Origin of the sequence: Curtobacterium citreum (genome assembly GCF_006715175.1) — a bacterium.
Lineage (GTDB): Bacteria > Actinomycetota > Actinomycetes > Actinomycetales > Microbacteriaceae > Curtobacterium > Curtobacterium citreum.
In genome coordinates, this window is record NZ_VFMQ01000001.1 from 32,256 (window position 1) to 58,926 (window position 26,671).

General features: G+C 72.8%; 25 protein-coding genes. 5 read left to right on the top strand and 20 right to left on the bottom strand.

What is annotated here, in order from left to right; all coding sequences use genetic code 11:
• Positions 1-58 precede the first annotated feature (58 nt).
• The 3 genes from FB462_RS00145 to FB462_RS00155 form a co-directional block, all read right to left on the bottom strand.
• A complete protein-coding gene (locus FB462_RS00145; protein WP_141859364.1) occupies positions 59-799 on the bottom strand; it encodes an efflux RND transporter periplasmic adaptor subunit in 741 nt (246 codons plus the stop codon).
• On the bottom strand, positions 796-2,754 hold the full coding sequence (locus tag FB462_RS00150; protein ID WP_229666840.1) for a glycosyltransferase family 2 protein: 1,959 nt from the start codon (positions 2,752-2,754) through the stop codon (positions 796-798). The genes FB462_RS00145 and FB462_RS00150 overlap by 4 nt, the downstream gene beginning before the upstream one ends.
• A gap of 446 nt (positions 2,755-3,200) precedes the next feature.
• The gene (locus FB462_RS00155) at positions 3,201-4,235 is read right to left on the bottom strand and encodes an aldo/keto reductase (protein ID WP_114849323.1); all 1,035 of its coding nucleotides are present in this window, start codon (positions 4,233-4,235) and stop codon (positions 3,201-3,203) included.
• A gap of 153 nt (positions 4,236-4,388) precedes the next feature.
• Between FB462_RS00155 and FB462_RS00160 the strand changes: the two genes are divergently transcribed.
• Positions 4,389-4,934 carry a TetR/AcrR family transcriptional regulator gene (locus tag FB462_RS00160; RefSeq protein WP_141859366.1) on the top strand — a complete coding sequence of 182 codons (546 nt, stop codon included), beginning with the start codon at positions 4,389-4,391 and terminating at the stop codon, positions 4,932-4,934.
• A 6-nt stretch (positions 4,935-4,940) separates the two neighbouring features.
• On the opposite strand, the gene FB462_RS00165 is transcribed toward FB462_RS00160, so the two are convergent.
• Complete coding sequence (locus FB462_RS00165) at positions 4,941-5,867, bottom strand: LysR family transcriptional regulator ArgP (RefSeq protein ID WP_141859368.1); 927 nt, start codon at positions 5,865-5,867, stop codon at positions 4,941-4,943.
• A gap of 70 nt (positions 5,868-5,937) precedes the next feature.
• Between FB462_RS00165 and FB462_RS00170 the strand changes: the two genes are divergently transcribed.
• Entirely contained in the window at positions 5,938-6,765 is an 828-nt protein-coding gene (locus tag FB462_RS00170) for a LysE/ArgO family amino acid transporter (protein ID WP_229666841.1), read from the top strand.
• Positions 6,766-6,899: 134 nt separating this feature from the next.
• Here FB462_RS00170 and FB462_RS00175 read toward each other — a convergent pair whose 3' ends face one another.
• The 5 genes from FB462_RS00175 to FB462_RS00195 all read right to left on the bottom strand — a co-directional run bounded on the left by FB462_RS00175 (position 6,900) and on the right by FB462_RS00195 (position 12,849).
• The gene (locus FB462_RS00175) at positions 6,900-8,369 is read right to left on the bottom strand and encodes an APC family permease (protein ID WP_058740747.1); all 1,470 of its coding nucleotides are present in this window, start codon (positions 8,367-8,369) and stop codon (positions 6,900-6,902) included.
• Positions 8,370-8,718: 349 nt separating this feature from the next.
• Positions 8,719-9,591 (bottom strand): HAD family hydrolase, encoded by an 873-nt coding sequence (locus tag FB462_RS00180; RefSeq protein WP_141859372.1) that lies wholly within the window; start codon positions 9,589-9,591, stop codon positions 8,719-8,721.
• A gap of 29 nt (positions 9,592-9,620) precedes the next feature.
• Positions 9,621-10,616, bottom strand: a complete 996-nt coding sequence (locus FB462_RS00185; RefSeq protein WP_141859374.1) for an alpha/beta fold hydrolase — start codon at positions 10,614-10,616, stop codon at positions 9,621-9,623.
• 135 nt (positions 10,617-10,751) lie between these two features.
• The gene (locus FB462_RS00190; protein WP_141859376.1) at positions 10,752-11,264 is read right to left on the bottom strand and encodes a methylated-DNA--[protein]-cysteine S-methyltransferase; all 513 of its coding nucleotides are present in this window, start codon (positions 11,262-11,264) and stop codon (positions 10,752-10,754) included.
• A 19-nt stretch (positions 11,265-11,283) separates the two neighbouring features.
• Positions 11,284-12,849 (bottom strand): DNA-3-methyladenine glycosylase 2 family protein, encoded by a 1,566-nt coding sequence (locus tag FB462_RS00195; RefSeq protein WP_141859379.1) that lies wholly within the window; start codon positions 12,847-12,849, stop codon positions 11,284-11,286.
• 104 nt (positions 12,850-12,953) lie between these two features.
• Between FB462_RS00195 and FB462_RS00200 the strand changes: the two genes are divergently transcribed.
• A complete protein-coding gene (locus FB462_RS00200; RefSeq protein WP_141859381.1) occupies positions 12,954-13,493 on the top strand; it encodes an MOSC domain-containing protein in 540 nt (179 codons plus the stop codon).
• A 17-nt stretch (positions 13,494-13,510) separates the two neighbouring features.
• Here the strand turns inward: FB462_RS00200 and FB462_RS00205 are convergent, their stop codons facing one another.
• From FB462_RS00205 to folE, 5 genes are all read right to left on the bottom strand, one after another.
• Positions 13,511-14,056 (bottom strand): type 1 glutamine amidotransferase domain-containing protein, encoded by a 546-nt coding sequence (locus FB462_RS00205; RefSeq protein ID WP_141859383.1) that lies wholly within the window; start codon positions 14,054-14,056, stop codon positions 13,511-13,513.
• A 113-nt stretch (positions 14,057-14,169) separates the two neighbouring features.
• Positions 14,170-14,823, bottom strand: coding sequence for an HAD-IA family hydrolase (locus tag FB462_RS00210; RefSeq protein ID WP_141859385.1), 654 nt, complete (start codon positions 14,821-14,823; stop codon positions 14,170-14,172).
• A 131-nt stretch (positions 14,824-14,954) separates the two neighbouring features.
• Positions 14,955-15,698: a pyrimidine reductase family protein gene (locus tag FB462_RS00215; protein ID WP_229666842.1), complete on the bottom strand. Its 744-nt coding sequence runs from the start codon at positions 15,696-15,698 to the stop codon at positions 14,955-14,957.
• Positions 15,695-16,633 carry a dihydropteroate synthase gene (gene folP, locus FB462_RS00220; RefSeq protein ID WP_141859387.1) on the bottom strand — a complete coding sequence of 313 codons (939 nt, stop codon included), beginning with the start codon at positions 16,631-16,633 and terminating at the stop codon, positions 15,695-15,697. Before folP ends, FB462_RS00215 begins: the two co-directional genes overlap by 4 nt.
• Positions 16,630-17,253: a GTP cyclohydrolase I gene (gene folE / locus FB462_RS00225; protein ID WP_141859389.1), complete on the bottom strand. Its 624-nt coding sequence runs from the start codon at positions 17,251-17,253 to the stop codon at positions 16,630-16,632. Before folE ends, folP begins: the two co-directional genes overlap by 4 nt.
• Before the next feature lie 150 nt (positions 17,254-17,403).
• Between folE and FB462_RS00230 the strand changes: the two genes are divergently transcribed.
• Positions 17,404-18,876: an NCS2 family permease gene (locus FB462_RS00230; protein WP_058740738.1), complete on the top strand. Its 1,473-nt coding sequence runs from the start codon at positions 17,404-17,406 to the stop codon at positions 18,874-18,876.
• A 145-nt stretch (positions 18,877-19,021) separates the two neighbouring features.
• Here FB462_RS00230 and FB462_RS00235 read toward each other — a convergent pair whose 3' ends face one another.
• The 3 genes from FB462_RS00235 to FB462_RS00245 form a co-directional block, all read right to left on the bottom strand.
• Complete coding sequence (locus tag FB462_RS00235) at positions 19,022-19,486, bottom strand: hypothetical protein (protein ID WP_141859391.1); 465 nt, start codon at positions 19,484-19,486, stop codon at positions 19,022-19,024.
• Between the two features lie 166 nt (positions 19,487-19,652).
• Entirely contained in the window at positions 19,653-20,927 is a 1,275-nt protein-coding gene (locus tag FB462_RS00240; protein ID WP_167509947.1) for an MFS transporter, read from the bottom strand.
• On the bottom strand, positions 20,924-21,496 hold the full coding sequence (locus FB462_RS00245) for an ArsR/SmtB family transcription factor (protein ID WP_141859396.1): 573 nt from the start codon (positions 21,494-21,496) through the stop codon (positions 20,924-20,926). The genes FB462_RS00240 and FB462_RS00245 overlap by 4 nt, the downstream gene beginning before the upstream one ends.
• A 97-nt stretch (positions 21,497-21,593) precedes the next feature.
• Here FB462_RS00245 and FB462_RS00250 point away from each other — a divergent pair, with 97 nt between their 5' ends.
• Entirely contained in the window at positions 21,594-22,109 is a 516-nt protein-coding gene (locus tag FB462_RS00250) for a DUF1697 domain-containing protein (RefSeq protein WP_141859399.1), read from the top strand.
• Positions 22,110-22,119: 10 nt separating this feature from the next.
• Here the strand turns inward: FB462_RS00250 and budC are convergent, their stop codons facing one another.
• From budC to FB462_RS00265, 3 genes are all read right to left on the bottom strand, one after another.
• Positions 22,120-22,887 carry a meso-2,3-butanediol dehydrogenase gene (gene budC, locus FB462_RS00255; RefSeq protein ID WP_141859401.1) on the bottom strand — a complete coding sequence of 256 codons (768 nt, stop codon included), beginning with the start codon at positions 22,885-22,887 and terminating at the stop codon, positions 22,120-22,122.
• 196 nt (positions 22,888-23,083) lie between these two features.
• Positions 23,084-25,594: a glycoside hydrolase family 65 protein gene (locus FB462_RS00260; RefSeq protein WP_141859403.1), complete on the bottom strand. Its 2,511-nt coding sequence runs from the start codon at positions 25,592-25,594 to the stop codon at positions 23,084-23,086.
• Between the two features lie 63 nt (positions 25,595-25,657).
• On the bottom strand, positions 25,658-26,407 hold the full coding sequence (locus tag FB462_RS00265) for an HAD family hydrolase (RefSeq protein ID WP_141859405.1): 750 nt from the start codon (positions 26,405-26,407) through the stop codon (positions 25,658-25,660).
• Between the last annotated feature and the right edge of the window lie 264 nt (positions 26,408-26,671).

A 26,671-nucleotide genomic window follows, 5' to 3' on the forward strand; every position in this document is an offset into this window, starting at 1 on the left:
CCGGACGGGAGGCACGGGTCGGGCCCGCCCCGTCGGTCCGGGACGCGGGGCGCACCGGCTACAGCCCGATCTGGCGTGAGAAGTCCCGGACCATGTCCGTGACCCCGGCGAGCTCGCCGTCGTCCTGCAGGTGCAGCGTCGCGTCGACCGGCGTGCCGGGGCTCGTGATCCCCGAGGACGGCGAGGCGGACAGCTCGCGGCTCTCCACGTCGACGGTGGTCTTCGCCTGGCCGTCGGCGTTCGTCTCGACGCTGACGCTCTTGACGCGACCCGTGACGGTGCGGTCGTCGGGCAGGCGGAGCTCGACCTCGGCACCGTTGCGGATGCGGCCGTAGTCGCGGGGCGTGACGGTGAAGTTCGACGTCACGAACAGGCTGTCCGCCTTGTGGATCGTGCCGAGCTCGGAACCGGCCTGCACGTACCCACCCGTCTTGACGTCGATCTTCGCGATCGTGCCGGAGACCTCGGCCTTGAACGTGATGAGCCCGTCCTCGCCGATGTCGTAGGCGCTCGTCTGGGTGTCCGCCCCGACGACGCCCTTCCGGATGTCCTGTGCGAGCTGCAGGCTCTGCACCTGGATGAGCTTGGCACCCTTCTGGACGGTGTCGCCCTCCTCGACGTACTCCTGCGTCACGGTGCCGCCGTAGTCGGTGCCCACGGCGTACTCCTGCGCGGCGATCGCGGCGGAGGTGCTGGCGACGGCGCTCTGCCGCTGGTTGAACACCAGCGTGCAGGCGGCGACGACCACCAGGACGACCAGCAGGCCGCCGAAGAGTCGGAGTCGGTTGGTCCAGGTCATGCGCGGTGTCCGTCCTGCGTCGCGACGCCGGCGATCGCGGCGCGCTGGGGTTCGAGGGTGTCGGGTCGGACGACGGTCGTCCGGATCGGGCTGGCGGGTGCCTGCGCCAGCGGGAGGGCCGGGCGGGCGACGCCGCCACGGGCGCGCTCGCGGTCGGCGACGCGGTTCCGGGCCTGCTCGCGGAACGCGGCCACGATGAAGGCGAGGAACACGAGGGTGTTCGTGATGTTCCAGGCCGTGGCGAGCGTGAGCTGTCCGTTGTGCAGGTCGCGCCACACGGCGACCACGCTCGTCAGCGAGAGGAAGACGAACACCAGGACCTGCGGCACGATGAAGTTGAACGGCGACGGGGTCCGGCCGCGGTTCGCGCCCGTGACGTGCCAGGCCTGCTCCTTGCCGCAGAGGACGTTCCAGAGCGCGCTCGCGTAGATCGGGAACGACACCGCCGCGAGCAGCAGCGTCTCGTACCGGAACGACCCGAGGGCGTAGAACGCGAGCAGCACCTGCATCAGGTAGAAGCCGAGGTAGAACAGCACCCACTCGCCCGGGCCGATCGACAGGTTCATCGGGCGCAGGTCGAAGAAGATCTCGAGCGGCGGCACGAGGAGCAGCAGCCCGGGGACGATGCCCGTCAGGTAGAAGCTCGCCGTGACCAGGTACTGCAGCCGCTGGTCCATCGACAGCCGGTGCTTCGGGTTGAACGGGAAGTGCGTGAGCAGGATCTCGAACCCGCCGGTGGCCCAGCGGAGCTGCTGCTTCGTGAAGCCCTCGATGGTCTCCGGGGCGTCACCAACGGCCAGGGTCATCGGGATGAAGACGGACTTCCACCCGCGCTCGTGGAGCATCAGGCTGGTCCAGACGTCCTCGGACTTCGAGTCGGTGTGGATGCCGCCGACCTCGTCGATCGCGCTGCGGCGGAAGACGACGTTCGTGCCGACGCAGAACGCCGCGTTGAAGCGGTTCCGACCGGGCTGGATGAACTTGTAGAACACGGTCTGCATGTAGCCGGCGCCACGGGACACCAGGTTGTGCAGGTTGCCGTAGGTCTGCGGCGTCTGCACGAACGCGATGCCGTCGTCCGCGAAGAACGGGACGGTCTCGAACAGGAAGTCGGGCTTCGGCACGAAGTCGGCGTCGAACACCGCGAAGTAGTCGCCCTTCGCGAGGGTCAGGGCGTGGTTGATGTTGCCGGCCTTCGCGCCGTGCGAGGACAGGCGGCGGACGTAGCGGGCGCCGAGCTCGGCGGCGAGCGCCTGTACCTCGTCGCTCCGGCCGTCGTCGAGCACCCACGTGCGGTGCTCGCCGCGCATCGCGAGGGCGGCCTGCACGGTCGCGGCGATCTTCGACAGCTCCTCGCCGTAGACCGTGATGAACACGTCGACCTCGACCCGGCGGCCGCGGACGTGCATCGGCCAGCGGTGCGGCTGGTCGGTCAGGCCGTCGCGGGCGACGGCGTCGCGGTCGAACAGCGTGTCCTGGGTGTGGTGGAACGCGAAGTCGCGGGGGTCGGCGCCGCCGGACAGGATCGTCCACATCGACAGCAGGGCCTGGCCGACGAGGACGCTCTCCGCGACGATCACCAGGCCGTACGGCAGGAAGTCGCCGCGGTTGGCGGGGTCGAGCAGGAACACCGCGTACGCCATGACGCCGAGCGTCGCCACGAGCACGATGAGCACCATGACCGGGCTGTGCGCGCGGCTCTCGGAGCGGGGTCGCACGTGCGGGACCGCTTCGCCCTGGGCGCGCCGGCGGACCCGGTCGCGGGGCGTGCTGGACAGGAACGGAGCACCCGTCGTGCGCGACTGGTTCGGCGCGGCGGTCGCGCCCACACTCGGGGCCGCGGCCGTGTCCGTGGGTTCGCCGACGTCGGGCGATCGCGGGGGCGAGTTCCGCCGGTACGGCGGGTTCGGCACCGCGTCCGGGCGCGGGCGGCGGAGGTCCGTGGGTGCGGACATGGCGGTTCTCCTGTCGGGTCGGGAGAGACTCGCGACCGGCAGGCGGGGACGCCGACGGTACGCGAGACGGGCGTCGGCGACTGTGGCGACATGGGTTCGGTGCCGGGGCTAGGGACCCGGCATCGGGGGGACGGCGTCCGAGGGTGCGGACGCGCTGTTCGGTGTGTCGTGAGCGGTCGTGCGGCGACGGCCCGTCGCCGTCGGTCTGGTCGACACTACGAGCCGGTCGGCCGCGCCGTGTGTCCAGCGGGTGAACTCGGCACCGGAGCGCCGATCCTTGCGGTTTCCCGCATTCCCGCACGCCCCGGCGCCGGGCGCGCGTGTCGGGGCGGGGCGGCGTTCCGCGGCGGCGCGTTCCGCGAAACGCAACGTCGGCGGATCCTCGCAGCGGTATCGCGCTGCGAGCATCCGCCGACGTTGCGTCTTGCGAGGGGGGGAGGGAGGGGTCAGGCGGCGGAGCGTTCGGCGAGCGGGCGGCGCCGGAGCTCCTGCCGGGTGATCGCCGGCGGCTCGTACTGCTGGTCGAGCCGGGAGACGTCGGCTCCGGGCGGGACGATCGCGTCGATGCGGTCGAGGACCTCGTCGGACAGTGCGACGTCGGCCGCGGCGAGCAGGTCGTCGAGTTGCTCCGTCGAGCGCGGGCCGATCAGCGCGCTCGTCACCCCGGGGTGGGCGATCGCGAACGCCAGCGCCAGGTGCGTCATCGGGATGCCGGTGTCCTCGGACAGCGCCGCCACCTGCTCCACGGCGTCGATCCGGCGCGCGTCCTGGTTGTGCCGGAACATCCCGACGCGGGCGAGGTCGCTCTGCTGCCCCTTCCGGAAGCGTCCGGTCAGCATGCCGCCGGCGAGCGGGCTCCACACCAGCGCGCCCATCCCGTACCGCTGGGCGACGGGCAGCACCTCGCGCTCGATGCCGCGGTTGAGGATCGAGTAGGTCGGCTGCTCGGAGCGGAAGCGCTCGAGGCCGCGGCGTTCCGAGGTCCACTGTGCCTCGACCTGCATCGACGCCGGGAAGTCCGAGCTGCCGATCGCCCGGACCTTGCCGCTCCGCACGAGGTCGGTGAGGGCGGACAGGGTCTCCTCGAGGTCGACCGTGTCGTCCGGGCGGTGCGCCTGGTACAGGTCGATGTGGTCGGTCTGCAGTCGGCGGAGCGAGTCCTCGACCGCGCGGGTGATCCAGCGTCGGGAGTTGCCGCGCCGGTTGGGGTCGTCGCCCATGGGGCCGTTGAACTTCGTCGCGAGCACGACGTCGTCCCGGCGGCCCGCGATCGCCTTGCCGATCAGCGTCTCGGACCCGCCCTGTGAGTAGCGGTCCGCGGTGTCGATGAGGTTGATGCCGGCGTCGAGGGCGCGGTGGACGATGCGGATCGAGTCCTGCTCGTCGCCGTTGCCGATCCGGCCGTCCGTGCCGAGCATCATCGCGCCGAGTGCGAAGGGGCTGACCTGGATGCCGGTGCGGCCGAGGGTGCGGTACTGCATGGGAGTGCCTCCTGTCCGTGGCGCCCGGTGCTCCCGTGCCGTATCGTGGACGGAACCGGAACGCTCTTCCGGAACCATACGGAACGCTGTTCCGTTTCCGCAAGCCCCGCGCGGTCGGACCGCGCACCCCGACACCCACCGACCGGAGGCCCCGTGCGCGCCGACGCCCGTCGCAACCTCGACGCCCTCGTGGACACCGCCCGTGCGGTCTTCGCCGAGCAGGGCGTCGACGCCCCCGCCCGGGTGGTCGCCGAACGCGCCGGGGTCGGTGTGGGCACGCTCTACCGGCACTTCCCCCAGCGGTCCGACCTGGTCGTCGCGGTGTTCCGGCAGGCCGTCGAGGACTGCGCGGACGCTGCTGCTGAACTCAGCGCCGAGCACGAGCCGGACGAGGCGCTCGCCCGGTGGCTGCTGCGCTTCACCGGGTTCGTCGCCACGAAGCGCGGACTCGCGGCCGCCCTGCAGTCCGGGGACCCGGCGTTCGAGGGCCTGCACCCGTGGTTCATCGACCGGCTCGGCGGCGCGTTGACCGGGCTGCTCGACGCCGCCTCGGCCGCTGGAACCATCCGGAGCGACCTTGACGCGACCCAGCTGCTCCGCGCGGTCGCCGACCTGTGCCACGGCGCCCCCACCGTCGAGCAGAGCCAGAACCTGGTCGGCCTGCTCGTCGACGGGCTCCGCTGGCGCGCGACCGCCTGAGCCCCGTCAGGCGGGCTGGTGCAGCCACTCCCGCGCGGTCGTCCGCACGGCGTCCGTCACGCGCTCGAGCAACGGGGACGTCAGGTTCCACCGCTGCCACCAGAGCGCCACGTCGGCCCGTCGGCCCGGGGTGAGCTCGACGAACGAGCCCTCCCGCAGGCCATGCAGGCACTGCGCCTCGGGGAGCATCCCCCAGCCGAACCCGAGCGTCACCGCGCGGGCGAAGTCGGCCGAGGTCGGGACGAAGTGGCGCGGACCGCCGGGGGCGTGCCCGAGGACCCGGCGGAGGTACCCCTGCTGCAGGTCGTCGTCGCGGTCGTAGTCGACGAGCGGGACCCGGTCGAGCCGGTCGGTCATCCGTCGCTCGGTGTCCGCGCCGTCCAGGTACCGGGCGACGAAGGCCGGGGACGCCACGGCGCGGTACCGGTCGACGCCGAGCAGCACGGACGAGCAGCCCTGGACCGGGTCGGCCTCGGCGGTGACCGCGGCCATCACGGTGCCGGCGCGCAGGAGTTCGGCCGTGCGGTCCTGGTCCTCGCGGTGCAGGTCGAACACCACCTCGGTTCCCGCCCGGACGAGGGCGAGCGCGTCGAGGAACCACGTACCGAGCGAGTCGGCGTTCACGGCGAGGGCGACGGAGGGCACCGCCGGCAGCGCTGCGTCCCCGCCGGGACCCACCCCGAGCGCCCGTGCGGTCTCGTCGTCGAGCAGCCGCGCCTGACGCGCGTGCCGGAGGACCACCTCGCCGTCGGCGGTCGGCGCCACCGGGGTCGTCCGCTGCAGCAGGACCCGGCCGAGCTGCTGCTCCATGGCCTTGATCCGCTGCGACACCGCGGACGGCGTGATCGACAGCGCCCGGGCCGCGGCGTCGAGGGTGCCGTGGTCGACCGCGGCGAGCAGGGTCTCGAGGTGGTCGCGCTGCAGCCGGAGCATGCAGCTGAGCTTACGGTGCTGCAGGAACCTGAGCTGGCCTGCAGGTCGTGTCGGCCCTAGCGTCGGACGGGTGGACGCGCTCCTCCCCCTGCTCGCCGGCCTCGGCACCGGACTCGCGCTGATCGTTGCGATCGGCGTCCAGAACACGTACCTGCTCCGGTTGGCGGTGACCGCGTCGGTCCGGGTGGTCGTTGCAGCCGTCGTCGTGTGCGCGGCGTCGGACGCGGTGCTCATCCTGGCGGGCGTGCTCGGCGTCGGGGTGGTCGTCGAGCGCTTCCCGCTCGCGGTCGTCGTGATCCGGTTCGTGGGGGCGGCGTTCCTGCTGACCTACGGGGTCCTCGCGGCGAAGCGGGCGCTGCGGCCGTCCGCGGACGCGATGCGCGTCGAGCAGGCAGCGGACGACGACGGGGTGCCGGCACCGGCAGCGGCACCCGCCGGGCAGACCCGGACCAGCATCCCGGCGCCCAGCGCGCCGGCGCCCAGCACGACTGCGCCCAGCACGTCCGCGCCCAGCGCGACTGCGCCCAGCACGACGGCCGGGCCGGCGGGGCGGACGGAGGTCGTGCCTCCCGGCCGAGGTGGGGTGACCACGCGCCCGGCCGCACCGACGATGCGGGCCGCGGTCCTGACCATGCTCGTGTTCACGTGGGCGAACCCGCACGTGTACCTCGACACGCTCGTGTTCCTCGGGTCGGTGGCGAACCAGCAGGGCGTCGACGACCGCTGGTGGTGGACCGCCGGGGCCGTGGCGGCGAGCTGCCTGTGGTTCGGTGCGCTCGGGTTCGGCGGGCGGCTGCTGCGGCCGCTGTTCGCCCGGCCGCTCACCTGGCGCGTGTTCGACGGGCTGGTCGCCGTGGTGATGCTGTCGTTCGGCGTCGCGCTGGCCGTCGGCGCGTAGCGCGCGGCGGGGCGGCGCGGTGACGCCGTGTCGTGCGCCCGCACAACCGAAAGCACTCCGCGCCACGGAAACCCGTGGCGCGGAGTGCTTCGCGTTGCGCCGAGGACGAGTCGCAGCCGCTCCGACCGTCGGGCCTACTGCAGGCCCTTGCCCACCCGGCTGTGCCGACGGCTGTACCCGAAGTAGATCGCGAAGCCGATCGCCAGCCACACGATGAACCGCAGCCACGTCTCGACCTCGAGGTTGAGCATGAGCCAGAAGCACAGCACCGCCGAGATGATCGGGAGCACCGGCGACCACGGCACCCGGAAGGCGCGGGGCGCGTCCGGACGGGTCTTGCGGAGCACCACGATGCCGATCGACACGAGGACGAAGGCGGAGAGCGTGCCGATGTTGATCATGCCCTCGAGGCGCTCGACCGCGGTGAACCCGGCGATGAAGGCCACGACCACACCCGCGACCACCTGCACCCGGACCGGCGTCTGCGTCTTCGGGTTCGTCTTCGAGAACCAGCGGGGCAGCAGGCCGTCACGGCTCATCGAGAACACGATGCGCGACAGGCCGAGCAGCAGCACCATCACGACGGTGGTGAGGCCGATCAGCGAACCGATGGCGATGATCCCCGCCGCCCACGGCAGGCCCACGATGTCGAAGGCCGAGGCGAGGGACGGGGCGTCCTCCTCCGCGAGGCGCCGGTACGAGACCATGCCGGTGATGACGATGCTGACGCCGACGTAGAGCAGCGTGACGATGCCGAGCCCGATGAAGATGCCGCGGGGCAGGGTCTTCTGCGGGTTCTCGGTCTCCTCGGCGCTCGTCGCGACGACGTCGAAGCCGATGAACGCGAAGAACACGAGCGAGGCCGCAGCGAGCAGGCCGAACACCCCGTACTGCGCGGGCGCGGAGCCCGTGACGAAGGACACGAGCGACTGCGTCAGGACGCCGCCCTCGGCACCCTTGGTCGGCTCGGCCGGCGGGACGAAGGGCGCGAAGTTCGCGGCCTTGACGAAGAACGCCCCGGCGACGATGACGAAGACGACGATCGCGACCTTGATGACCGTGATGACGGCGGACACCCGACTCGACAGGCGCGTGCCGAACGCCAGCAGCACGGTGAACAGGCCGACGATGAGCACCGGACCCCACGTGAAGCCGATCGGGCCGAGCTGGATCGTGTCGGGCAGGTCGATGCCGAACACCCCGAACGCGGTGCTGAGGTAGATCCCCCAGTACTTCGCGATGACGGCGCTCGCGGTGAGGGTCTCGAGGATCAGGTCCCACCCGACGATCCAGGCGAGGAGCTCGCCCATCGTCGCGTAGGTGAACGTGTAGGCCGAGCCGGCGACCGGGATCGTCGACGCGAACTCGGCGTAGCACATGATCGCCAGGCCGCACGTGACGGCGGCGAGCAGGAACGAGATGATGACGCTCGGTCCGGCGAAGTTGGCGGCGGCGTTCGCGCCGACGGAGAAGATGCCGGCGCCGACCGCGACCGCGATGCCCATCGCGGCGATGTCGAACGTCTTGAGGGACCGTTTGAGTGACCGGCCCTGCTCCTCGGAGTCGGCCAGCGAGGCCTCGATCGACTTGGTGCGGAGTGCCATGGGGGGTTCCCGTCATCGGTCTGGCGGTGGACCCCGGAAGGGTACTGGTGTACCACCCCGGTCCGCAAACGGTGCGGGCGGCGCGGGGCGGGGCTCGGGCCGCAACGGCGGGACGCCCCCGGCCGGCGAGACGCCGCCGTGCCGGCGAGACGCCGCCAAGCCGGCGAGACGCCGTGGGACGGGGCGGCGTCTCGGCTCGAGCGGGGCGTCTCGCGGAGACGATGGCGTCTCGGACGGGAGGCACGGGGCCGGTTGGGCGCGTCGGCTGCGGCCCCACGCGGGACCGGTCAGGCGGCGCGGCGCCGGTCGCGGAGCGGGTCAGGCGGCGCGGCGCCGGTCGCGGAGCGGGTCAGGCGGCGCGGCGCCAGTCCGTGAGGAAGCGTGCGCCCGCCTCGTCGTGGATGATCCCGTCCGGAGCGGTGAGCACCGGGTACGGCGTCGCGAGGACCCCGTCAGCGGGTCGGACGTCGACGTGGGCGACGTCGTGGCCGTTCGCGTGCAGCCAGTCCGCCATCGCGTAGTCGCTGCGCGAGTCCCCGACCGTGCGCCAGGTGACCGGCAGCTCGCCGTCCGCCGACAGCAGCTCGAGCGACCGCTCCGCGCCGAGGTCCTTGCCGGACCGGTCCGACTCGACGTCGGTCGAGATGATCGTCGGGTCGATGCGCCACTGCACGGCACCGTCGGCGTCCGGCCGGACGTCGTCGAGGCGGCGCACGCCGAGGCCCCGACGCACGAGCGCCGCCATCGCCTGCGCGTCGAAGTCGGCCTGGCGTGCCAGGTAGGTCGCGTTCGGCACCTCGACGCGCTGCTCGATCGACACCATCGCGCGCTTCGTCTCGTCGAAGAACACCAGGTCGGCGTACTCGGCCCGGACGAGCTCGCGCATCTCGTCCGCGAAGTCGCGTGGGAGCGCGAGGTCCTCGGCGACCGTCAGCTCACCCGTGCCGCCGTCGTACTGCGGTCCGATGGAGCACCAGACGGCGCCCTTCTCGCACACGGCGTGCACCCGGGTGCCCTCGGCCAGACCGCCGGCGAGCAGCGGACCGACGACCTCCTGCCGGATGAAGGCGTCGCTCCGACCGGTGTTGAAGACGATCGGGATGCCCTCGGCGGCGAGGGCGACGAGGTCCTCGACGATGGACGGGATCGCGATGGTCCGGGTCACCGGGCTGGCGATCGGTCCGTCGACGTCGAGCAGCAGGCCGAGGCGGGGAGCAGTCACCGCACCATCCTCTCGCAGCAGCCGGTCGGTCAGTGCGCGTCGGTGTCCCCTGGATCGACGCTCGGTGCGTCGACTCCCGTGAAGCGGTCGACCAGGTGCCCGAGGACCACGGGGTCGGGCACGTGCCCCTGTCCCGGGACGACGAGGGACCGCGAACCCGGCACGGCCTCGGCGAGCGCCGCAGCCGCTGCACGCATCCACTCGACCCCGGCGTCCCCCGCGGCGACGAGCACCGGGACGCCCACCGCTTCGGCGACGCGCTGCGGGACCGCCAGTCCGCCGAGGACCCGGACGTCGCGGGAGAGCACGTGGGCGTCGGCGAGGAGGGCCCGCCACAGCCGCGGTCGGAGTCGCGCGGCGGTGACCTGGCCCATCGGCAGGCCGAGGACCTGGGCGAGGAACGCCCGCACCGCCTGCCCGCGGTGGCCCGCGGCGACGTGCTCGTCGAGGACGTCCGCGAGCAGGACGTCGTCGGCGTGCGGGTCGACGGTCGCGCGGTACGGCGGTTCCCAGAGCACCGCGCGCCGGAGCGGGACGCCGGCCGCGAGTCCACGGAGGACGAGGCCCGCACCGACACACGTGCCGAGCGCGTCGACGGGACCGGGGACCGAGGTGACGACCGCCGCCATGTCCTCGATCTCGCGCTCGATCGACCACGGGGCGGTGTCCCCGCTCGCGCCCCGGCCGCGCCGGTCGTACGTGACGACCCGGTAGCGGTCGCGGAGTGCCCGGACGAGCCGGTCCACCGTCGGCGTGCCGTGGTGGTCGAAGGCGCCGCCGACGACGAGCAGGGTCGGACCGGAGCCGGCCTCGGAGACGGCGAGCGGCGTGCCGTCCGCCGAGTGCACGATCCGGTCGAGGTGCCCGACCGAGAAGTGTCCGGCCGAGGGCTGCCCGGCCGAGGGCTGCCCGGCCGAGAGGTGCCCGGCCGGGAGCGGGGCCGGCGCGATGGCGCTCTCCGGGGCGCCGGGCACTCCGGGAGGCCCCACCGCGTGCTCGGGGGTGCGGGAACGGTCGTCGTGCATGGGTGTCCTCGGGGTGGTGCGACGGCGCTGCGTCGGGTCCTCGGGACGGACCGTGCTGGTGTCGGTACCGAGAGCATGGCAGGCGCCCCGGTCCGCGTCACCACCCGCAAGCAGGGGGAGGACGGCCAGTACCCGTCACACCAGCGCCGTCGCGCCCACCGACTCCCGCTCGAGCAGGGACCGCTTGACGTCGAGGCCCCACGCGAACCCGCCGAGGGTGCCGTCCGACCGGAGGACCCGGTGACACGGCACGAACAGCGCCGGGGCGTTCCGTGCGCACACGCTCGCGGCAGCTCGGATCGCGTCGGGCCGGCCCATGGCACTCGCGAGCTCGGTGTAGGTGAGCACGGACCCGGACGGGATCGCCCGGAGCTGTCGCCACCCCTCGGCGAAGAGGTCCGTGCCGAACTGCCGCACGGGCACCTGCATGGCGTGCTCGACCTGCCCGTCGTAGAAGGCGTCCACCGCCTCGGCAGCGCGGACGGTGCCGTCGACCACGCGCTCGGGTCGGTGTCGGTCGGCCAGCCGGGCGACGATGCGCTCGGCGTCGTCGGTCCACCCCGAGGCGAGCACGCGGCCCTCCGAGTCCTCGAGCACGGTGAAGGGCCCGTCTGGCGTGTCCAGTGTCTGGATGATGGCGTCGGTCATCGGTCGTCCTCCTCGTTGATCAGCTTCGTTGGGCGGCTGCCGCCGCGGCCCGCGCGCTCGTCTCGGCGACGGCGGCCGCCCGGTCGACGATCGGCCGCCAGCAGTGCATCGTCAGGTAGCTCCGCCACGGCGCCACCTGCTCCGACCGTACGGAGAGCTCGCGCGCCGCACCGGGCAGTCCGAGTTCCTGTGCACCGTTCCGCACGGCGAGGTCGCTGTGGAGGAATACGTCGGGGTGGTGCCGGACCCGCAGTGCCACGTAGTCGGCGGTCCAGGGGCCGATGCCCTTCACCGCGAGGAGCCCGCCCCGGAGCTCGTCGAGGGACTGCCCGGCGTCGACGACGAGCGTGCCGACCGCGAGCGCCTCGGCCACTCGGATGATGGTGTCCACGCGCGCCGCCGGGCCCCGGAGGACCTCGCGACCGTGCTCCGCGATCACCGCAGCCGTCGGGAACAGTCGACCGCCCGGCACCAGGTCGTCGGGCACCGGTGCGCCGAGCGCGGCCACGAGTCGGGTCTGCGCCGTGCGTGCGGCGGCGACCGACACCTGCTGGCCGATGAGGGTGCGGAACAGGACCTCGTCCGCGTCGGCGTGCCCCGGCAGCCGGATCCCCGGGACACGGGCCACCGCCGGTGCGAGCTCCGGGACGGCCGCGAGGACCGCGTCCACCGCCTCCGGATCGGCGTCGAGGTCGAACAGCGAGCGCACCCGCGCGACGAGCGTCGGCAGGTCGGACAGGGTGGTGAGTCGCACCCGCAGGTCGATGCCGGTCCGACCCGCTGCGGGGCCGGCCGTCCGCGTGGCCGAGGCCGACGCCGTGAAGCGAGCCGGGCCTCCTGGCAGGTCGACCAGCCGCCCGTACGAGGTGACCCGCCCCGTGTCGTCCCGCTCCACCTGCTCGAGCCCGGCGAGCGCGTGGAGCGCGTGCCAGTCGAGCAGGCCCTGTGCGTCGAACGGTGCACGGGCCGGCAGGTGCACGTGCAGCCAGCCGTCCTCGACCGGGCGGAGCACGCGGCGAGCGCGGAGCTGCGAGGGGGTGACGGCGAAGACCTCGCGGATGGTGTCGTTGAACTGTCGGACGCTCGCGAAGCCCGCCGCGAAGGCGACGTCCGCAACGGAGAGGTCGGACGAGGTGAGCAACGCGCGGGCGGTCTGCGCGCGGTGCGCCCGGCTGAGCGCCTTCGGTCCGGCACCGAGCTCGGTCGTCATGATGCGACCGAGCTGCCGTTGCGAGTAGCCGACGCGAGCGGCGAGGCCGGGGACGCCCTCGCGCTCCACCACCCCGTCGAGCACCAGCCGCATGGCCCGGCCGGCGACGTCTTCGCGCAGGTCCCACTCGGGGCTGCCCGGCGTCGCCTCCGGCAGGCACCGCTTGCACGCGCGGTACCCGGCGAGGTGCGCCGCAGCGCTGGTGCGGAAGAAGGTGACCCCCGACGCGCGCGGGGTGCGGGCGGGGCAGGACGGTCGGCAGTAGATGCCCGTCGAGTGCACGGCGGTGACGAACTGACCGTCGAACCGCGCGTCGCGGGAGGCGACGACGCGGTAGCGCTCGGCGTGCAGGGTGTTGTCCGCGGTGCTGGTCATGCGGCAACCCTGACACGGGCCGGCGACAGTGACTGGCGGGAATCGGACACGGCAGCGACGGCCGCTGGAGCGCTCGCCACTGCCACGACGACTACGGTGGGCGCGTGGCCGAGGACCTGCGCGTCGAGACACCCGTGGAGGTCGTCCTGCTCCTCGCGTCACCCCGGCACCGCTACGAGGGGCGCCCGGCGGACGGGGCGCTGCCGGCCGACGGTCCCGAGCTCCGCGATCGGATCGAGCTCCGGGCGGGACTCGGCATCGTCGGCGACCGGTACTTCGCCGCCCGGGCCCACGTGCACGCCACCGTGACGGTCATCGGCGTCGAGGGGCTCGAGGAGGTCGCCCGCTCCCTCGGCGCGGCGGTGGACCCGGCGGCGACCCGGCGGAACGTGGTGCTCCGCGGCGCGGACGTGGAGGCGCTGCGCGGGGAGCCATTCTCGCTCCAGGTCCCCGGCGAGGAGCCCGTGCTGTTCCGCGGGTACCGCCCGGCGAACCCGTGCGCCTGGATGGACCACGAGGTCGCACCGGGGGCGTTCCGTGCGATGCGGGGACGGGGCGGGGTCCGGTGCGACCCGGAGTCCGACGGGGTGCTGACCCTCGGACCCGCGGTGCTCCGGACGACCCGCCCCGTGCCGCTGCCCTGAACCGCGTGCTGGCGGCGTCAGGCGGTGAGCGCCTGCTCGATCGCGTCGACGAACGCGGGCAGGTCGTCGGGGTTCCGCGAGGTGATGAGGCCGCCGTCGACCTGGACCTCCTGGTCGACCCACTCCGCACCGGCGTTCCGCACGTCGGTCTGGAGCGACGGGAACGAGGTGATCGTCTTGCCGGAGACCACGCCCGCCTCGATGAGCGTCCACGGGCCGTGGCAGATCGCCGCGACGGGCTTGCCGGCCTCGGCGAACGCCTTGACGAGTGCGACCGCGTCCTTGTCCTGGCGGATGGTGTCGGCGTTGATCGTGCCGCCGGGGACGACGAGCGCGTCGTAGTCGCCCGCGCCGCTGACCTTGCCGATGGTGGTGTCGACGGACACCGACTTGCCCGGGTCCTTGTCGCCGACGAGGGTCTCGATCGAGCCCGACTCCTGCGCGGCGACGGTCACGTCCGCACCGCGCTCACGGAGCTGGTCGGTGGGGACGACGATCTCGTCCTGCTCCACGCCGTAGTTCGTCGCGATGACGAGGATCTTCTTGCCGTCGAGGGCTGCCATGGTCGCTCCTTCCGGGCCGGGATCGTCCGGCCACACCTGCGGTCGAGGGTCCTGACCGCAACGACCACCGTCGTCGGGGAGCGCTGGACGCGTTCGCAGTCCGGAGCCGACGTTCAGCCGCGGACGCGGAAAGCGGCCCCTTCGCGCTCGACCGTGAGCCCGTCGTACCCCGCGATGCGCGGCAGCCCCTCGGTCACCGGCGCCGAGAGGGTCCCGACGACGACCGTGGTGGCGCCCGACGCGAGCGCTGCCTCGACCCCGGCGGGGGCGTCCTCGAACGCCAGGCACCGCTCGGCGGGGAGCCCGAGCAGGGCGGCACCGCGCAGGTACCCCTCGGGGTGCGGCTTGCTCCGCTCAGCGTCCTCCGACGGCACGAGGGCGTCGGGCACGGGGACCCCGGCCGCGACCATGCGCTTCACGGCGAGGTCCCGCGGGGCACTCGTCACGAGCGCGATCGGGGCCCCCGCGTCGAGCAGGCGCCGGACGAAGGCGGCGGCGCCGGGGACCTCGACGATGCCGTCGGTGGAGTCGATCTCGGCGGCGATCATCGTCGCGACGATCGCGCGCTGGTCCTCCGGCGACAGGTGCGGCAGGAAGCGCTGCACGGTGTCGATCGTCTGCCGACCGTGCGAGAAGGCGAGGATCTCGGCCGGGTCGATGCCGTGCTCGGCGCCGAAGCGACCCCACGCGGCCTCGACCACCGTGGTCGAGTCGACGAGCGTCCCGTCCATGTCGAACAGGACCCCGGACACCACGACGTCGATCACACCGTCGACCCTAGCCGCGCCGAGACTCGGCCTGGCGGACGAGACTCGCGTCCCGGAGCGCGAGTCGTGTCCGCCAGCGCGAGACTCGGCACCACGCCGCCCCGCCCGCGCGACCCGCGCGCCGCACCGCGTCAGCCCCGCGCCCGCACCCACCGCGTCAGCAGCACCCCGCCGTCGCCGAGCAGCACGTGCGCCGGCCGCATCCGCCGCAGCTCCGGCGAGGACCCGGTGGCGATCCGCGGCCCCTCCCCGCCCTCGAGCGACGGGTCGATCGTCAGCGTCAGCTCGTCCACCGCGTCGGCCGCCACGAGCGCCCCGAGGAACGACGGCCCGCCCTCGCAGTGGATCCGGTCCAGCCCCCGCGCGGCCAGGGCGTCCCGCAGCGCATCCACGTCCACAGCGGTGGAGCCGCACTCCACCACGTCCGCGACGGACGCCAGGGCCTTCCCGGACGACGACGCGGCTCCCGATCCGGAGGTCAGCACGATCGGCCGCACCGGCGCCTCGGTGAAGACCCGCGACGACGCGTCCATCGACGCCGAGTTCGTCACGATCGCGAAGACCGGGTGGTCGGGCATCCCGTGCGCCCGGCGCCACGCCACATCGGCGTCGTGCAGCACCATCGGGCCGTACTCCTCGTCGCGCACGGTCCCCGCGGCGACCAGCACCACGTCGGCGGTCCGGCGGAGCAGGTCGAACACCCGCAGGTCGTCGTCCCCGCCGAGCGAAGCGGTGCGGCCCGAGGCGGAGGCCGACCCGTCGAGCGTCGCCACGAAGTTCACGCGCAGCCACGGCCCCTCGGGCACGGAGGCGGTGTAGAGCTCGAGCAGGTCGTCGTCGGACAGGTCCGCGACGGACGGGGGCAGGACGGTCACGTGTTGTGCCTCGCTTCCACGGGTTCGCGCCAGCCGAGGACCGCCTCGACCATGCGCATGGCGTCGACGCTCTCGACCACGTCGTGCATCCGGACGATCCGGGCGCCGAGCATCGCGCTGACGGTGGCCGCGGCGAGCGACCCCGGCAGGCGCTCACCACGGGGGCGTCCGAGGGACTCGCCCACGAAGTCCTTGTTCGACACCGCGGCGAGCACCGGGTAGCCGAGCGCGACGACCTCGGGCAGGCGCCGCGTGACCTCGAGCGTGTGCACGGTGTTCTTGTTGAGGTCGTGCCCCGGGTCGACGATGATCCGCGACTCGGGGATGCCCGCGGCGAGTGCCCGGTCCACGCGCTCCTGCAGGAACGTCACCACCGAGGCGGTCACGTCCGCGTACGTCGGCGGCTCCGGCAGGTGCTGCCGGGGCGGGGCGGTCGAGTGCGTGATGACGATGGTCGCGTCGGAGTCCGCGACGACGGACGCCATCCGCGGGTCGGAGAGTCCGGTGGTGTCGTTGACGACGCTGGCGCCGGCCGCGATCGTCGCCGCCGCGACCTCGGGTCGGAAGGTGTCGACCGAGATGACGACGTCGGACTGCTGCGCGAGCTGGGACACGACCGGCAGGACGCGGTCGAGCTCGTCCGCGGCGGACAGCTCCGGGCCGGGGGCGAACTTCACGCCGCCGATGTCGACCCAGTCGGCACCCTGGTCGGCGGCGCGCACCGCCGCCTCGACGGCCCGGTCGAGCGCGAAGGTCGCACCCTTGTCGTGGAACGAGTCCGGCGTGCGGTTGACGATCGCCATGACGGCGACGCGGTGGTCGAAGTCGAAGGCGCGGCGGCCGATGGTGCGGACCGGATCGCGCAGGTCCGGCACCACCCAGCCGGGTGCGGTGGACACGGCCGGGAGGCTCGTGGCCGGCTGCTCGGTCGTCATGCGTCCGCCCCGTGGTCGTTCCCGGTACCCGCGGCAGCGCCGAGGCCCGCGCCGATGAGCGCGATCGCCTCGGCACGGCCCGCGGCCTCGGCGAGGCTGCCGGTCGCCGCGACGGTCACCGTCGACGACCCCGACTGCCGTTCGCCCCGCGCGGTGACGCACTGGTGCCGGGCGTCGAGCACGACGAGCACGCCCGCGGCGTCGAGTCCCTCGGCCACGGCCGCCGCGACCTGCTCGCCGAGCCGCTCCTGCAGCTGCGGGCGCGAGGCCACGGCGTCGAGGACGCGGGACAGGGTGCCGAGGCCGATGAGCTGCTCCCCCGGCGCGTACGCCAGGTGCGCGACCCCGATGAAGGGCAGCAGGTGGTGCTCGCACATCGAGCGGAACCGGACCTCGCGGACGACCACGAGCTGGCCGCGCTCGCCGTCCTCGGAGTGCACGGCGCCGTCCAGGGCGATCGCGGTCGCGTCGACCCCGATGCCGGCGAAGAACTCGGCGTAGGAGTCGGCGACGCGGGCCGGCGTCCGCTCGAGCTCGGGGCGGTCGGGGTCGTCGCCCACGGCGAGGAGGAGCTCGCGCACGGCGGCTTCGATGCGCGCGCGGTCCAGACGTTCGTTCACCTGTTCATCCAACACCGTGTCTGGCCGCAGAACGCGACCCGGCACCCGGGGTGCCGTACCCCGTCCAGGTGGGGCGCGCCTCCCGACCGGATCGGTGACCGCCGTACCAGCGCGACCCGCCGCACTCCCAGCGTTCTGTAAACTCCTTCGGTGAGCGCCCAGCAGACCGACACCCCGCCCCGGAACCGCTTCGCATCCGGCCTCGACCGCTTCTTCTCGATCACGCAGCGCGGGTCGAGCATCCCCCGCGAGGTCCGTGGTGGCCTCGTCTCGTTCGTGACGATGGCGTACATCGTCATCCTCAACCCGCTCATCCTCGGTGGGTTCAGCCAGGACCAGGCACCGCACGACGTCCTCGGTGGCTGGCTGCAGAACGCCCAGGTCGCCGCGGCCACCGGCCTCGTGGCCGGGGTCATGACGATCGCGATGGGACTCGTCGCGAATCTGCCGTTCGGCATCGCAGCGGGGCTCGGGATCAACTCGTTCCTCGCCGTGAGCGTCGTGCACCAGGTGACGTGGGCCGAGGCGATGGGCCTGGTCGTCATCAACGGCGTGGTGATCGTCATCCTGGCGCTGACCGGCATCCGGACGATGATCTTCACGGCGGTGCCCGCGCAGCTCAAGGCCGCGATCACGGTCGGCATCGGCCTGTTCATCGCCTTCATCGGGCTCGTCGACTCGGGCTTCGTGCGCACCACGAAGAACGCGTCGCCGCCGCTGCAGCTCGGCGAGGACGGCTCCGTCGCGGCCCTGCCGACGATCGTGTTCCTGATCGGCCTGGTCGTCATCGGCACGCTCATGGCGCGCAAGGTCAAGGGTGCGCTGCTCATCGGCATCATCGGCACGACGATCGTCGCGATCATCCTGCAGGCGATCTTCAAGGTCCCGACCTCGGTGGACTCGCCGACCGGGTGGAACCTCAACGCACCGGGGCTGCCGAGTGCGTTCTTCGCGCTGCCGGACCTGTCGCTCGTCGGGCACGCGGACGTGTTCGGGGCGTTCACCCGCATCGGTCCGGTCGCCGCGTCGATGCTCGTCTTCACGCTCGTGTTCACGAACTTCTTCGACGCCATGGGCACGATGACCGGGCTGGCGAAGGCCGCCGGGGTCGCGAAGCCCGACGGGACCTTCCCGCGCCTGAAGTCCGCGCTCGTCGTCGAGGGTGCCGGGGCGATCGCCGGCGGTGGTGCCTCGGTGTCGTCGAACACGGTGTTCATCGACTCCGCGTCGGGCATCGGCGAGGGCGCCCGCACGGGCATGGCCTCGGTCGTGACGGGGCTGCTGTTCCTGGCGTCGATGTTCCTGACCCCGCTGACGCAGGTCGTGCCGCTCGAGGTCGCGGCCGCCGGACTCGTCGTCGTCGGTGCGCTCATGGTGGCGCAGGTGAAGGACATCGAGTGGACGGACTTCGGGGCGGCGCTGCCGGCGTTCCTGACGATCGTCGTGATGCCGCTGACGTACTCGATCGCGAACGGCATCGGCGCGGGCTTCATCAGCTGGGTGCTCATCAAGCTGCTGTCCGGCCGCGGGCGCGAGGTCTCGTGGCTGCTCTACGTCGTCGCCGCGGGCTTCCTGCTGTACTTCGCGCGCGGCCCGCTCGAGGCCCTGCTCGGGGTGGGGTAGCAGGGCCGGCTCACCGGTTCGTCCCGGCTCGTTCCCGCTCGTCCCGCAAGACGCAACGTGGGCGGTTCCTCGCAGCGACATTCCGCTGTGCGGAGCCGCCCACGTTGCGTTTCGCGAAGGGACCGACCGGCCTGGAGGCTCGGGATCAGTCCCGCAGGTCCGCCGGCTTGGCCTCGTGGCGGCGACGGCCGTCCGTGCGCCGGTCCTCCTTCATGCTCGCCTCGTACAGGTGGCGCTTCCCACCGACGAGCTGGTCGCGGGCGGTCTGCTCGAGCTCCTTGGCGAGCGCGTAGTAGTTGTCGTCGTAGTCCTCGACGATCTGGAACGTCCACCGCCCGTCGATGACGTTCCGCCCCACCAGCTCGGTGTCGATCCGCTCCGCGAGCTCGGTGTGACCCGCCTTCCGGAGCTGCTCGACGGCGTCCCCGAGGTTGAGGTCCGCCGTCCCCGTCAAGCGGTGGAACCCGTAGAGCAGGCCACGGGCGTGCTCGAGCACCTCGAGGGCGGCCGACAGCGTGCCGAGGGCCTCGACGGTCGCCTCGGACACCCCCTCCGGTACCTGGTGCGCGTCGTCGGGACCCTGGCCGTCGTCGTATCGCTCGTCAGTCATGCACCCCGTCTACCGGAGCGATGCTCGGGGCACTCCGAGCGGGTCGGCGCCCGGTGGTGCGGAGTGCTCCCGCACAACCGGAAGCACGCCGCGCCGCGGGAGTCCGTGGTGCGCCGTGCTTCCGGTTGTGCGGAGCGCAGCCGGCCCGGCACAGCCCCGCTCCGCCTCACGCCGACGGAGTCGAGACCGGCACCGGCAGCCGCGCTGGGGGCTCGGCCGCACGCCGCTCCATCAACCGCCACGACCCCCCGAGCAACGGCGACAGCGTGACCACCGTGTAGACCACCGCCACGATCCCGAACGTCGCCGTCACGCCGATGCCGTCCGCCGCGATCCCGCCGACGAGCCCGCCGAGGGGGATGCCCGCCCACGACCCCGCGGACAGCAACCCGAACACCCGGGCCCGCATCGGCGCCGGGATCCGCTCGAGCTCGACCGCGCCGAGGATGGGGTTCAGCGCCCCGGCCGCGAACCCGGACAGCACGCACGCACCGAGCACCCACGGCAGCCCGAGCCCGAGTGCCGGCACCACGAGCGACGGACCGCCGGCGAGCACGAAGCAGACCACGAAGGTGATCCGGCGCGGCACCCGGTGCGCCACGTACCCGAACGCGAGCGACCCGAGGAACGCCGCCCCGCCGAAGGTCCCGCTGACGATGCCGAGCGACTGCGCGCCGTCGAGCACCCGGTCGGCGTAGAGCGGGAGCAGCGCCGTGGACCGCGCGGCGTCGAGCAGGTTCGTCACGAGCACGAGCGCGATCACGAGCCGGAACAGCGGGTCCCGCACGCAGAACCGCAGCCCGGCCCCGAGGTCCCGCCAGTAGCCCGCGGACGGCTCGGCCGGCGCCGCGTCCGGCGCCGGGTGCACCGTCGCACCGCGGAGCGTCAGCACCGCGAGCACCGCCGCCGCCGCGAAGACCGACGCGGTGACCGCCAGCGCAGGCAGCGGTCCGACGGCGCCGACGAGCAGTCCGGCAGCGGGCGCACCGAGCAGCACGGAGAACCGGACGGACGCCTCGAAGTGCCCGACCGCCCGTTCGAGCGGGATGCCCGCGGCCGTCGCGAGCCCCGGCAGGAGCACCCGCCGCCCGGACTCCCCCGGAGTGTCGAACAACCCGCCGAGGAACACGAGCACGAGCAGTCCCCATGACGGCAGCCCGACCGTCCCGGCCAGGAGGGGGATCGCGGCGAGGGTCACCGCGCTGACGAGGTCCGACACCACGCTCGACCGGACGAACCCGAACCGCTCCACGAGCACGCCGCCGAACGCCCCGCCGAGCACGATCGGCACCGTCGCCGCGAACGCCGCGATGCCGACGTCGGTCGCGGACCCACCGCGCGAGAGCACCACGAACGGCACCGCGATGGTCGTCGCGACGTTGCCCGTGCGCGAGACGACCTGCACCGCGAGGAGCGACCGCAGCCGCCACCGCGCGTTCACGGCCGTGCCGACCGGTAGCTCTGCACGACCGCCGTCACACGCTCGGAGCCGTCGCCCGCCACGTGGTCGACACTGACGGCCTCCCACCGGTCGAGCACGCCCTGCAGCTCGGCGCCGAGGTCCCGCAGTTCGTCCACCGTCAGCCGGAGCACCCGGTCGCCGCTGTTCGAGGCCGCGACCCACTCGCGGCCGAGTGCCGGGACGTGGTCGATGAACGCCCGGTACTCGTCGGCGTAGGCCTGGGCGACGGTGTGGTCGAGCGCCGTGGCCGCGAGCATCCGGTCGGGGTCGTCGAACGCGTCGGCGAGGTTCCACGACGTGTGCTGCGCCGTGGCCCGCCACCAACGCTCACGTCGGTCGGTGCCGAGTTCCGGAGCGGGCTCGATGAAGCCGGCGGTCGCGAGTCGTCCGCAGTGGTAGCTGATCGTCCCGGGCGCCTCGTCCACCTGCTCCCCGAGCATCGCGGCGGTCTGCGGACCGCCGGAGCGCAGCAGCCCGACGATGCGCAGCCGGGTCGGGTGGGCGAGCGCCCGCATGTGGGCTGCGTCGTCGAGTCGCTGGACGTCCATGACTCGACGATAGATCCACAAGAATCGTTGCGCAACACTTCTTGTGGATCGGACAGGAGGATCGCCCCGCGTCGGTCGCGCGCGCTACGGTGCCGACATGGCCAGGTGGGTCGCGCTGCTGCGCGGGGTGAACGTCAACGGGATCACGATCCGGAGCGCGGAGCTCGCGGCGCTGTTCCGCGAGCTCGGGTACGAGGATGTGCGCACCGTGCTCGCGTCGGGCAACGTCGTGTTCACGGCGGACGGGGACGCTGCCACGGTCACGGGCGCCGTCGAGCAGGCCTTGCGCGACCGGTTCGGCTACGACGCCTGGATCGTGCTCGTCCCGCACGGTCGGCTCGCCGCGATCGTCGACGACTTCCCGTTCCCGTCCGGTCCCGACCGGCACGACTACGTGGTGTTCGGTTCAGCGGCCCCGGCGCTCGACGCCCTGCTCGTGGACCTGATCGTCGACGAGTCGACGGAGCGGGTCGCGCGGGGTGACGGCGTCGTGTACTGGTCGTGCCCGAAGGGCTCCAGCACCGACACCGCGTTCGCGAAGCGGGCCGCCGCCGCACGCTTCAAGCGCACGACGACGACCCGCAACACGAACACCCTCCGGAAGCTCCTGTGACCCGCCGCGGTCAGGACTGCGCGGGCTGCCCGTTGCTCGCGGTCGTGCCACCGTCGACGGGCAGCACGGCTCCCGTGACGTAGCTCGCGGCGTCGCTCGCCAGGAACAGGATCACGGCGGCGACCTCCTCGGGCCGCCCACCGCGACCGAGCGACACCCGCTCGGCGAACGCGTGCTGGAGTTCCTCGTCCTCCGCCTGCTGCTGGGTCATGTCCGTCCAGACGAGCCCGGGCGCGACGGCGTTCACCCGCACGCCGAACTGCCCGTTGTCGAGCGCCGCGGCCTTCGTGAAGTTCGTCACGCCGCCCTTCGCCGCGTTGTACGGACTCATCCGCCAGTCCGCGTCCATCCCGGACACCGACGAGGTGTTGACGACGGAGCCCTTCGTCTCGCGGAGGAACGGCAGCGCCGCACGGGTGCCGTAGAACACGCTCGACAGGTCCGTGTCGATGACCCGGCGCCACTCGTCCGGCTCGATGTCGGTGATGTCGCCCGAGGTGAAGGTCCCCGCGTTGTTCACGAGGACGTCGACCCGGTCCCAGCGGTCGACCGCTGCGGACACGATCGTCTCCCACGCTGCCGGGTCGGCCACGTCGGCGCGCACGGCGACCGCGCGGCCCGGCGGCAGCGAGTCGGCGACGGCCCGGACCTTCTCCTCGACGCTGTCCACCAGGAGCACGGCGGCGCCCTCGTCGACGAAGGCGCGCGCGGTGGCCTCCCCGATCCCCGATCCCGCTCCGGTGACGATCGCGACCTTGCGTGCGAACCGCTCGTCCATGTGTGTCTCCTCTCGTTGCACGGTCAGTGCCGCAGGAGACGCCGTCGGCCCGGGCGGGCACGGGGGACCACGGTGCCCGGGCACGGCTGGGGGCGTTGCCAGCCGGACACGACGGACGAGGCGCGGTGCGGGACGGACCCGCACCGTGCCTCCGGTCCGGCCGCCGTCGTGCCGGCCGCCGTCGCGCCGGCCGTCGTCAGGCGGTGGTCTCGTCGATCTCGAACGCGCGGTCGAGCGAGATGGTGGGGATCGACGCGGTGATGACCGAGCCGTCCGCCCGCAGCGTGCCCTGGATGTCGCTGGTCGTCGGCGCGTGCCCGCTCATCCGCGGCCCGTGGTGCGGCAGCGGGACGACGGTCGGCTCGCCGGCCGGGACCTCCCACTGCTGGTTGTGGACCCACGCGGTGAAGCCGTCGCCGGTCTCGACCGTGAAGGTCATCTGCTCTTCCTCGAGGTCGACGCGGATCCGCGAGCCGTGCACCGTCAGGCGGTAGGTCAGGCGGTCCCAGTCCTTCGGCAGGCGCGGGTTGAACGACATCCGTCCGCCGTGGTCGCGCATACCGCCGAAGCCGTTGACGAGCGCACCCCAGATGCCACCCGTCGAGGCGATGTGCACGCCGTCCGCGGTGTTGCCGTGCAGGTCGGCGAGGTCGACGTACAGCGCCGTCTGGAAGTACTGCGCCGCCAGGTCGTGGTACCCGACCTCGGCCGCCATGATCGACTGGACGACCGCGGACAGGGTCGAGTCGCCGGTCGTCAGGGCGTCGTAGTAGTCGAAGTCCCGGCGCTTCTCGGCCGCGGTGAACTCGTGGCCCTGCAGGAACAGCGCGAGCACGACGTCCGCCTGCTTGAGCACCTGGAACCGGTAGATGACCAGCGGGTGGTAGTGCAGCAGCAGGGGGCGCTTGGAGTCGGGCGTGTTCTCGAGGTCCCAGAGTTCCTTGTCGAGGAACTGGGCGTCCTGGGGGTGGATGCCGCGGTGCGGGTCGAACGGGATCTCCATCGACTCGGCGGCGTGCTCCCACTCGACGACCTCGGCCGGGTCGAGTCCGGTGCGCCGGACCATGCGGCCGTACTCCTCCGGGTCGTCGACGGCGAGCTCGTGGCAGGCGTTGACGGCGAACCACAGGTTCGCCCGGGCCATGACGTTCGTGTAGAGGTTGTCGTCGACGACCGTCGTGTACTCGTCCGGCCCGGTGACGCCGTCGATGTGGAACTTCTTGTCGCCGTTCGAACGCCAGAAGCCCAGGTCGGCCCACAGCCGTGCGGTCTCGACCAGGATGTCGATCGCTCCGCGCTTGAGGAAGTCGCGGTCCCCCGAGGCGCGCACGTACTGCATGAGCGCGTGGGCGATGTCCGCGTCGATGTGGTACTGCGCGGTACCCGCGGCGTAGTACGCGCTGGACTCTTCGCCGTTGATCGTCCGCCACGGGAACAGGGCCCCGCGCTGGTTCAGCTCGCGGGCCCGGGAGCGGGCGGCGTCGAGCATGTTGTAGCGGAAGCGCAGCGCGTTCCGGGCGGCGATCGGTGCCGTGTACGACAGGAACGGCAGGACGTAGATCTCCATGTCCCAGAAGTAGTGCCCGCCGTACCCGGACCCGGTGACGCCCTTCGCCGCGATGCCGTGCCCGTCGGTCCGAGCGGTCGCCTGCGCGAGCATGAACAGGTTCCAGCGGACGGCCTGCTGGATCTCCGGCTGCCCGGGGATCTCGACGTCGCTGCGGGTCCAGTAGTCGTCCATCCAGGCGCGCTGCTTGTCGAACGTCTGGTCGACCGTCTCGGCGCGCGCCCGGTCGAGCGTCCGGTCGCAGCGGTCGCCGAGTTCACGCGCCGGCACGCCGCGGGACGTGTGGTAGACGAGGTGCTTCACCAGCCGCGTCGGGACACCACGGCGGGCCTGCACCCGGTAGACGTGCTTGGCCAGGTCGTCCTCGATCGAGGAGCTCTCGTCCCAGTGGTTGTCGGTCTCCAGGTGGTGCTCGACCCCGACGCAGATGGTCATGCCCGAGCTCGCGGCCTGGTAGCCCAACAGGGATCGGCCGGCGGTGCTGCGCTTGAGCTTCGGCTCGAGCACCCGCTCGGTGAACGCCTCGGCCTTGCGCGGGTCGAAGGCGTTCGCCGCGGCGCGCATGCCCGCGTGGTACTCGTCCTGGACGTCCTGCCGGTTCAGGATCTGGCTCGACAGCAGGAGCGAGGCGTCCGCGTCGAGCACGGTCACCTCGTACTCGATGACGGCGAGGTGCCGGTCGGTGAAGGACACCAGCCGGCGGGAGCGGATGAGCACCCGCTTGCCGGACGGCGTCGACCACTCCGTCTCGCGGTACAGGTACCCGCCGCGGAAGTCGAGGCGCCGGGTGTGCCGCAGGATGTCGGCCTCGGCCAGGACGAGCGGCTCGTCGTCGACGTAGAGCCGGATCACCTTGGCGTCCGGCGCGTTGATGATGGTCTGCCCGGTCTTGGCGAAGCCGAACGCGTCCTCGGCGTGTCGGATCGGCCACGTCTCGTGGAAGCCGTTGACGTACGTGCCGTACTGGACGCCGCCGCGGCCCTCGTCGAGGTTGCCGCGGAGGCCCAGGTACCCGTTGCCGACGGCGAAGTTCGTCTCCGCGACGCCCTGCTCGTCGGGGGCGTACTCGGTCTCGACGAGCGCCCACTCGTCCACCGGGTAGCGGACGCGGTCCAGGGGGTCGGAGGTGATGGGGTTCATGCAGTGTGCTCCGTGGGAGGGAGTGCGGGGTGGGTGGGGTGGTGTCGCGATGGGGTCGCGTGGTCAGGCGGGGAGCTGGTCGACGAGCTCGTCGAGGTCGCTGACGACGACGTCGGCACCGTGCGCGCGGAGGGCATCCGCACCGGCGCCGCGGTCGACGCCGACGACCAGGCCGAAGGCACCGTTCCGGCCGGCTTCGACGCCGCTCGTGGCGTCCTCGACCACGACGCACTCGGCGGCGGTCCGTCCGAGGCGCTCCGCGGCGTCGAGGTACGTGTCCGGCGCGGGCTTGCCGGCGAGGTCGTCCTGCCGCGCGACGAGCCCGTCGACGACGACCGGGAAGCGGTCGAGGATGCCCGCCGTGCGGAGCACCTGGGTGGCGTTCGCGGAACTCGACACCACGGCGACCTGCACCCCGGCGTCGATCGCGGCGGTCAGGAAGCGCAGGGAGCCCGGGTACGGCTCGACGCCGTGCTCGGTCAGCTCGGCGGTGAACTCGGCGTTCTTGCGGTTGCCGAGCCCGCACACCGTGTCGGCGTCGGGGGCGTCGTCCGGGGTGCCCTCGGGCAGCTCGATCCCTCGCGAGGCGAGCAACGAGCGGACCCCGTCGTAGCGGGGCTTGCCGTCGATCGAGTCGAAGTAGTCCTGCTCGGTGTACGCCGCGACGCCGTGTGCGGCCAGGTACGGGGTGAACAGCCGGCTCCAGGCGCGCATGTGCACATCGGCCGTCGGCGTGAGGACGCCGTCGAGGTCGAACAGGAGCGCTCGCGTGTCGGCGAGTCGCGCGGGGGTGCGCCGGTCCGGCGTCGTCATCGGGGATCCTCTGCTCGCGGTGGTCGGTTCGGCTCGGATCGAGTCTAGGACCGCTCCAGCCCGGACACCCAGGCTCGCCGGGGAGCTGTGGAGAACCGTTCACCGGGTGCCGATCCGCGCGACGGTTGCCGTTCCGCGCATCGGGTGCCGTTCTGCGCGTCGGTCGTCGTTCCTTCCGTCCTCCGACGCGCGGATCGGTCTCTCATGTCGGGTGCGATGGGCAGGAACGCGCACCCGGGTGCGTGGACGACCGACTGGAGGCGC

Bases quoted from the DNA above. Each gene is read 5' to 3' on its own strand.
- FB462_RS00145 (WP_141859364.1), bottom strand. From the start codon at position 799: ATGACCTGGACCAACCGACTCCGACTCTTCGGCGGCCTGCTGGTCGTC.
- FB462_RS00150 (WP_229666840.1), bottom strand. From the start codon at position 2,754: ATGTCCGCACCCACGGACCTCCGCCGCCCGCGCCCGGACGCGGTGCCG.
- FB462_RS00155 (WP_114849323.1), bottom strand. From the start codon at position 4,235: ATGCAGTACCGCACCCTCGGCCGCACCGGCATCCAGGTCAGCCCCTTC.
- FB462_RS00165 (WP_141859368.1), bottom strand. From the start codon at position 5,867: ATGCTCCGGCTGCAGCGCGACCACCTCGAGACCCTGCTCGCCGCGGTC.
- FB462_RS00175 (WP_058740747.1), bottom strand. From the start codon at position 8,369: ATGGCACTCCGCACCAAGTCGATCGAGGCCTCGCTGGCCGACTCCGAG.
- FB462_RS00185 (WP_141859374.1), bottom strand. From the start codon at position 10,616: ATGCACGACGACCGTTCCCGCACCCCCGAGCACGCGGTGGGGCCTCCC.
- FB462_RS00190 (WP_141859376.1), bottom strand. From the start codon at position 11,264: ATGACCGACGCCATCATCCAGACACTGGACACGCCAGACGGGCCCTTC.
- FB462_RS00195 (WP_141859379.1), bottom strand. From the start codon at position 12,849: ATGACCAGCACCGCGGACAACACCCTGCACGCCGAGCGCTACCGCGTC.
- FB462_RS00205 (WP_141859383.1), bottom strand. From the start codon at position 14,056: ATGGCAGCCCTCGACGGCAAGAAGATCCTCGTCATCGCGACGAACTAC.
- folP (WP_141859387.1), bottom strand. From the start codon at position 16,633: ATGACGACCGAGCAGCCGGCCACGAGCCTCCCGGCCGTGTCCACCGCA.
- FB462_RS00235 (WP_141859391.1), bottom strand. From the start codon at position 19,486: ATGACTGACGAGCGATACGACGACGGCCAGGGTCCCGACGACGCGCAC.
- FB462_RS00245 (WP_141859396.1), bottom strand. From the start codon at position 21,496: ATGGACGTCCAGCGACTCGACGACGCAGCCCACATGCGGGCGCTCGCC.
- FB462_RS00250 (WP_141859399.1), top strand. From the start codon at position 21,594: ATGGCCAGGTGGGTCGCGCTGCTGCGCGGGGTGAACGTCAACGGGATC.
- budC (WP_141859401.1), bottom strand. From the start codon at position 22,887: ATGGACGAGCGGTTCGCACGCAAGGTCGCGATCGTCACCGGAGCGGGA.
- FB462_RS00260 (WP_141859403.1), bottom strand. From the start codon at position 25,594: ATGAACCCCATCACCTCCGACCCCCTGGACCGCGTCCGCTACCCGGTG.
- FB462_RS00265 (WP_141859405.1), bottom strand. From the start codon at position 26,407: ATGACGACGCCGGACCGGCGCACCCCCGCGCGACTCGCCGACACGCGA.